The sequence below is a fragment of the Ulvibacter sp. 2210JD10-4 genome (assembly GCF_058148525.1).
The window spans coordinates 1-8,033 of the sequence record NZ_JBYVJZ010000011.1; the positions used below are offsets into that span (position 1 = coordinate 1).

General features: G+C 43.7%; 1 protein-coding gene. It reads right to left on the reverse strand.

Annotated elements, in window-relative coordinates; translation table 11 throughout:
* On the reverse strand, positions 1-8,033 hold an 8,033-nt coding region (locus ACY2RT_RS15195), incomplete at both ends, for a beta strand repeat-containing protein (RefSeq protein WP_490156785.1).

Here is an 8,033-nt window from a genome sequence, read left to right on the forward strand (position 1 = left end):
ATACCAGGTAAAGGATCGGTCAAAACAATATTATACAAAGTAACATTACCTGTATTGGTAACACTAAAGACATACGTAATCGTCTCTCCTACCTGTGGAATGAAATCACCATTGTCATCGTTAAAGACTCCTGTCTTCTCTAATGATAGAGATGGATCCTGACATAGGTCAGTGATCGTTGCGTCATCTTCCAATACGCTGTTATCATCAGACAGATCAGAAACAGTTTCACCATCAGCTGTAGTACCTTCTGCAGTAGCTTGGTTAATAACTCCACCACTGTCAATATCAGCCTGTGTAATAATATACAAGCCTGTATAGATCCATGTCTCAGTTTCTCCTAATTCTCCATTACCATCTACATCTCCAGAGTCTGGTCCTGCAATTAGACCTCCTAATAATGGATCGTCTACTACAATATTTGATAGGCTAACATTTCCTTCATTCGTTACTGTGAATGTATAAGCAATAGATTCACCAATATCAGCACATCCATTACCATCTTCGTCATTAAAGACGCCAACCTTGATAATAGCAATTTCAGGATTCTGACATAATTCAGTGATTGTTATATCATCTTCCAATACACTATCATCATCAGATAAGTCATCTACTACTGTACCATTCGGTGCTGTACCTTCTGCTGTAGCCTGATTTTCAACCTGACCGGCATCGATATCAATTTGTGTAATTGTATATGTGGCTGTATAGATCCATGTCTCGGTTACATCCAGTTCATTATCACCATCCGTATCTCCTGAGTCTGGCCCTGTAATAACACCTCCTACTAGCGGATCATCTACTACGATATTAGATAAACTCATGTTTCCTTCATTGGTCACTGTGAAAGTATAATCAATAGTCTCACCAACATCAGCACATTTATCTCCATTTTCATCTATAAAGATACCTGTCTTCACAATTGCAATTACTGGGTTCTGACATAACTCAATTATAGTTATATCATCTTCCAATACACTGTTATCGTCAGACAAGTCATTTACCACTGTACCATCCGGTGCAGTACCATCTGCTGTAGCCTGATTTTCAACCTGACCGGCATCGATATCAATTTGTGTAATTGTATATGTGGCTGTATAGATCCATGTCTCGGTTACATCCAGTTCATTATCACCATCTGTATCTCCTGAATCAGGACCTGCAATAGGACCTCCTAATAATGGGTCGTCCACTATTATATTTGCAAGACTTACATTGCCTTCATTAGTCACTGTAAAGGTATAGTCAATAGTCTCACCTTCATTAGCACATTGGTCACCGTTACCATCTACAAAGACTCCTGTCTTTACAATGGCAATAGCCGGGTTCTGACATAATTCAGTGATCGTTATATCATCCTCCAATACACTGTTATCATCAGATAAGTCTAGAACTGTAGCACCATTAGGATCGCTTGCTTTAGCAGTTGCCTGGTTTTCAACCTGACCGGCATCAATATCCGCCTGAGTAATAGCATAAGAAGCTGTATAGATCCATGTCTCGGTTACATCTAATTCACCATCATTATCTGTATCACCACTATCTGGTCCCGTAATAATACCTCCTACTAACGGATCTGTTACTTCTACGTTTGCTAAGCTTACATTTCCTTCATTGGTCACTGTAAATGTATAATCAATAGTTTCTCCTTCATTGGCACATTGGTCACCGTTACCATCTACAAAGACTCCTGTCTTTACAATGGCAATTGCCGGATTCTGACATAGATCAATGATCGTTACATCATCTTCCAATACACTGTTATCATCAGACAGATCACTTACAGGGTTACCATTGGTATCATCTCCTGTAGCAGTTGCCTGGTTGATTACTTCTCCGGCATCAATATCCGCCTGAGTAATAGCATAAGAAGCTGTATAGATCCAGGTCTCGGTTACATCCAGTTCATTATCACCATCTGTATCTCCTGAATCAGGACCCGCAATTGGGCCTCCTAATAATGGGTCATCCACTACTATATTCGCAAGGCTTACATTGCCTTCATTGGTTACTGTAAAGGTATAGTCAATATTCTCACCTACATCAGCACACTGGTCACCGTTACCATCTACAAAGACTCCTGTCTTTACAATCGCAATAGCCGGACTCTGACATAAGATAGTAATTGTACTATCATCGGTAGTGGTTGTAGATCCTGAAAGATCACTTACCTGATTACCGTTGGTATCATCTCCTGTAGCAGTTGCCTGGTTGATTACTTCTCCATTATCTATATCATCCTGCGTAATAGCATAAGAAGCTGTATAGATCCAAGTCTCGGTTACATCTAATTCACCGTCATTGTCTATATCTCCTGAATCAGGACCTGCAACAGGGCCTCCTAATAATGGGTCATCTACTACAATATTTGATAAACTTACGTTTCCTTCATTGGTTACTGTAAATGTATAGTTGATCAACTCTCCAGGATCACTACAATCGCCTCCATCATCATACGTTGCCGTCTTTACAATAGCAATCACTGGGTTCTGACATAGAGGAGTGATCGTTGGATCATTCTCTAATACACTGTTATCATCAGATAAGTCACTTACAGGGTTACCGTTAGTGTCATCTCCCGTAGCCGTAGCCTGGTTAGTTACCTGACCGGCATCAATATCAGCCTGTGTAATAGCATAGCTTCCTGTATATACCCATGTCTCATCTACCTGTAACAATCCATCGTTGTTCGTATCTCCACTCACAAAAGTGATCGGAGCTACAAGTGGGTCCGTTACATCAATAGCCGATAGGGTTACATTTCCTTCATTGGTTACTGTGAAAGTATAAGTAATGGTCTCTTGTGGGTCACTACACTGATCTCCGTTCTCATCATTAAAGACTCCTGTCTTTACAATAGCGATCACTGGGTTCTGACATAGAGGAGTGATCGTTGGATCATTCTCTAATACACTGTTATCATCAGATAAGTCACTTACAGGGTTACCGTTAGTGTCATCTCCTGTAGCCGTAGCCTGGTTAGTTACCTGACCGGCATCAATATCAGCCTGTGTAATAGCATAGCTTCCTGTATATACCCATGTCTCATCTACCTGTAACAATCCATCGTTGTTCGTATCTCCACTCACAAAAGTGATCGGAGCTACAAGTGGGTCCGTTACATCAATAGCCGATAGGGTTACATTTCCTTCATTGGTTACTGTGAAAGTATAAGTAATGGTCTCTTGTGGGTCACTACACTGATCTCCGTTCTCATCATTAAAGACTCCTGTCTTTACAATAGCGATCACTGGGTTCTGACATAGAGGAGTGATCGTTGGATCATTCTCTAATACACTGTTATCATCAGATAAGTCACTTACAGGGTTACCGTTAGTGTCATCTCCTGTAGCCGTAGCCTGGTTAGTCACCTGACCGGCATCAATATCAGCCTGTGTAATAGCATAGCTTCCTGTATATACCCATGTCTCATCTACCTGTAACAATCCATCGTTGTTCGTATCTCCACTCACAAAAGTGATCGGAGCTACAAGTGGGTCCGTTACATCAATAGCCGATAGGGTTACATTTCCTTCATTGGTTACAGTGAAGGTATAAGTAATGGTCTCTTGTGGGTCACTACACTGATCTCCGTTCTCATCATTAAAGACTCCTGTCTTTACAATAGCGATCACTGGGTTCTGACATAGAGGAGTGATCGTTGGATCATTCTCTAATACACTGTTATCATCAGATAAGTCACTTACAGGGTTACCGTTAGTGTCATCTCCTGTAGCCGTAGCCTGGTTAGTCACCTGACCGGCATCAATATCAGCCTGTGTAATAGCATAGCTTCCTGTATATACCCATGTCTCATCTACCTGTAACAATCCATCGTTGTTCGTATCTCCACTCACAAAAGTGATCGGAGCTACAAGTGGGTCCGTTACATCAATAGCCGATAGGGTTACATTTCCTTCATTGGTTACAGTGAAGGTATAAGTAATGGTCTCTTGTGGGTCACTACACTGATCTCCGTTCTCATCATTGAAGACTCCTGTCTTTACAATAGCAATCACTGGGTTCTGACATATAGTCGTTACTGTTGGATCATTTTCTGTATAAGAAGTATCGTCAGAATCATCCGTTACATTAGGTCCACTTGGTGGGGTTCCTGTTGCCAAGGCCTGGTTGCTGAACTGACCTGCATCCAAGTCTGCCTGAGTGATCACATAACTAGCCGTAAAGGTAGTGGTGTCTTCTGCTCCAGGTGCAAGACTCGCAATCGGTCCGCCTACCATAGTAACACCGGGATCGGTAACCACCACATTGGTAAGGGTTACATTTCCTGTGTTCTTAACACTAAAGGTATAAGTGATAACATCTCCAGGGGTAGCAATACAGTTACCTGCCTGGTCAAAGCCATCATAAGTTCCAACCTTGATAAGTGCAATGCTTGCTGCATTACAGATAGTAGTTACCGTTGGATCGTTCTCTAAATTACTGTTATCATCCGATAGGTCTGTTACATTAGGTCCACTTGGTGGTGTTCCTGTAGCAGTTGCCTGGTTGCTGAACTGACCTGCGTCAATGTCTGCCTGGGTGATTACATAACTAGCTGTGAAAGTAGTAGTATCTACTGCTCCAGGTGCAAGACTCGCAATCGGTCCGCCTGCCATAGTAACACCAGGATCAGTAACCACCACATTAGTTAAGGTTACATTACCCGTGTTGGTCACGGTAAAGGCATAGGTGATAACATCTCCAGGGGTAGCAATACAGTTACCTGCCTGGTCAAAGCCATCATAGGTTCCAACTTTGATAAGTGCAATGCTTGCTGCATTACAGATCGTGGTGATCGTTGGATCGTTCTCTAAATTACTGTTATCATCTGATAGGTCCGTTACATTAGGTCCACTCGGTGGGGTTCCTGTTGCCAAGGCCTGATTGCTGAACTGACCTGCGTCAATGTCTGCCTGAGTAATCACATAACTAGCCGTAAAGGTAGTGGTGTCTTCTGCTCCGGCTGCTAAAGATGCAATCGGTCCGCCTGCCATAGTAACACCGGGATCGGTAACCACCACATTGGTAAGGGTTACATTTCCTGTGTTCTTAACACTAAAGGTATAAGTGATAACATCTCCAGGGGTAGCAATACAGTTACCTGCCTGGTCAAAGCCATCATAAGTTCCAACCTTGATAAGTGCAATGCTTGCTGCATTACAGATAGTAGTTACCGTTGGATCGTTCTCTAAATTACTGTTATCATCCGATAGGTCTGTTACATTAGGTCCACTTGGTGGTGTTCCTGTAGCAGTTGCCTGGTTGCTGAACTGACCTGCGTCAATGTCTGCCTGGGTGATTACATAACTAGCTGTGAAAGTAGTAGTATCTACTGCTCCAGGTGCAAGACTCGCAATCGGTCCGCCTGCCATAGTAACACCAGGATCAGTAACCACCACATTAGTTAAGGTTACATTACCCGTGTTGGTCACGGTAAAGGCATAGGTGATAACATCGCCAGGGGTAGCAATACAGTTACCTGCCTGGTCAAAGCCATCATAAGTTCCAACCTTGATAAGTGCAATGCTTGCTGCATTACAGATCGTGGTGATCGTTGGATCGTTCTCTAAATTACTGTTATCATCTGATAGGTCCGTTACATTTGGTCCACTTGGTGGTGTTCCCGTAGCCGTAGCCTGGTTGCTGAACTGGCCTACATCCAAGTCTGCCTGGGTGATCACATAACTAGCTGTGAAAGTAGTAGTATCTACTGCTCCAGGTGCAAGACTCGCAATCGGTCCGCCTGTCATAGTAACACCGGGATCGGTAACCACTACATTAGTTAAGGTTACATTACCCGTGTTGGTCACGGTAAAGGCATAGGTGATAACATCGCCAGGGGTAGCAATACAGTTACCTGCCTGGTCAAAGCCATCATAAGTTCCAACCTTGATAAGTGCAATGCTTGCTGCATTACAGATAGTAGTTACCGTTGGATCGTTCTCTAAATTACTGTTATCATCTGATAGGTCCGTTACATTTGGTCCACTTGGTGATGTTCCCGTAGCCGTAGCCTGGTTGCTGAACTGGCCTGCATCCAAGTCTGCCTGGGTGATCACATAACTAGCTGTGAAAGTAGTAGTATCTACTGCTCCAGGTGCAAGACTCGCAATCGGTCCGCCTGCCATAGTAACACCGGGATCGGTAACCACTACATTAGTTAAGGTTACATTACCCGTGTTGGTCACGGTAAAGGCATAGGTGATCACATCGCCAGGGGTAGCAATACAGTTACCTGCCTGGTCAAAGCCATCATAAGTTCCAACCTTGATAAGTGCAATGCTTGCTGCATTACAGATAGTAGTTACCGTTGGATCGTTCTCTAAATTACTGTTATCATCCGATAGGTCTGTTACATTAGGTCCACTTGGTGGTGTTCCTGTAGCAGTTGCCTGGTTGCTGAACTGACCTGCGTCAATGTCTGCCTGGGTGATTACATAACTAGCTGTGAAAGTAGTAGTATCTACTGCTCCAGGTGCAAGACTCGCAATCGGTCCGCCTGCCATAGTAACACCAGGATCAGTAACCACCACATTAGTTAAGGTTACATTACCCGTGTTGGTCACGGTAAAGGCATAGGTGATAACATCTCCAGGGGTAGCAATACAGTTACCTGCCTGGTCAAAGCCATCATAGGTTCCAACTTTGATAAGTGCAATGCTTGCTGCATTACAGATCGTGGTGATCGTTGGATTGTCTTCTATATAAGAGTTGTCGTCAGAATCATCCGTTACATTAGGTCCACTCGGTGGGGTTCCTGTTGCCAAGGCCTGATTGCTGAACTGACCTGCGTCAATGTCTGCCTGAGTAATCACATAACTAGCCGTAAAGGTAGTGGTGTCTTCTGCTCCGGCTGCTAAAGATGCAATCGGTCCGCCTGCCATAGTAACACCAGGATCGGTAACCACTACATTAGTTAAGGTAACATTACCTGTGTTCTTAACACTAAAGGTATAGGTGATCACATCGCCAGGAGTACTGATACAACTTCCATTGGTAGGATCTGTACCATCATAGCTTCCTGTCTTGATCAGTGCAATGCTTGCTGCATTACAGATCGTGGTGATCGTTGGATTGTCTTCTATATAAGAGTTGTCGTCAGAATCATCCGTTACATTAGGTCCACTCGGTGGGGTTCCTGTTGCCAAGGCCTGATTGCTGAACTGACCTGCGTCAATGTCTGCCTGAGTAATCACATAACTAGCCGTAAAGGTAGTGGTGTCTTCTGCTCCGGCTGCTAAAGATGCAATCGGTCCACCTGCCATAGTAACACCAGGATCGGTAACCACCACATTAGTTAAGGTAACATTACCTGTGTTCTTAACACTAAAGGTATAGGTGATCACATCGCCAGGAGTACTGATACAACTTCCATTGGTAGGATCTGTACCATCATAGCTTCCTGTCTTGATCAGTGCAATGCTTGCTGCATTACAGATCGTGGTGATCGTTGGATTGTCTTCTATATAAGAGTTGTCGTCAGAATCATCCGTTACATTAGGTCCACTCGGTGGGGTTCCTGTTGCCAAGGCCTGATTGCTGAACTGACCTGCGTCAATGTCTGCCTGAGTAATCACATAACTAGCCGTAAAGGTAGTGGTGTCTTCTGCTCCGGCTGCTAAAGATGCAATCGGTCCACCTGCCATAGTAACACCAGGATCGGTAACCACCACATTAGTTAAGGTTACATTACCTGTGTTCTTAACACTAAAGGTATAAGTGATCACATCACCAGGAGTACTGATACAACTTCCATTGGTAGGATCTGTACCATCATAGCTTCCTGTCTTGATCAGTGCAATGCTTGCTGCATTACAGATCGTGGTGATCGTTGGATTGTCTTCTATATAAGAGTTGTCGTCAGAATCATCCGTTACATTAGGTCCACTCGGTGGGGTTCCTGTTGCCAAGGCCTGATTGCTGAACTGACCTGCGTCAATGTCTGCCTGAGTAATCACATAACTAGCCGTAAAGGTAGTGGTGTCTTCTGCTCCGGCTGCTAAAGATGCAATCGGTCCGCCTGCCATAGT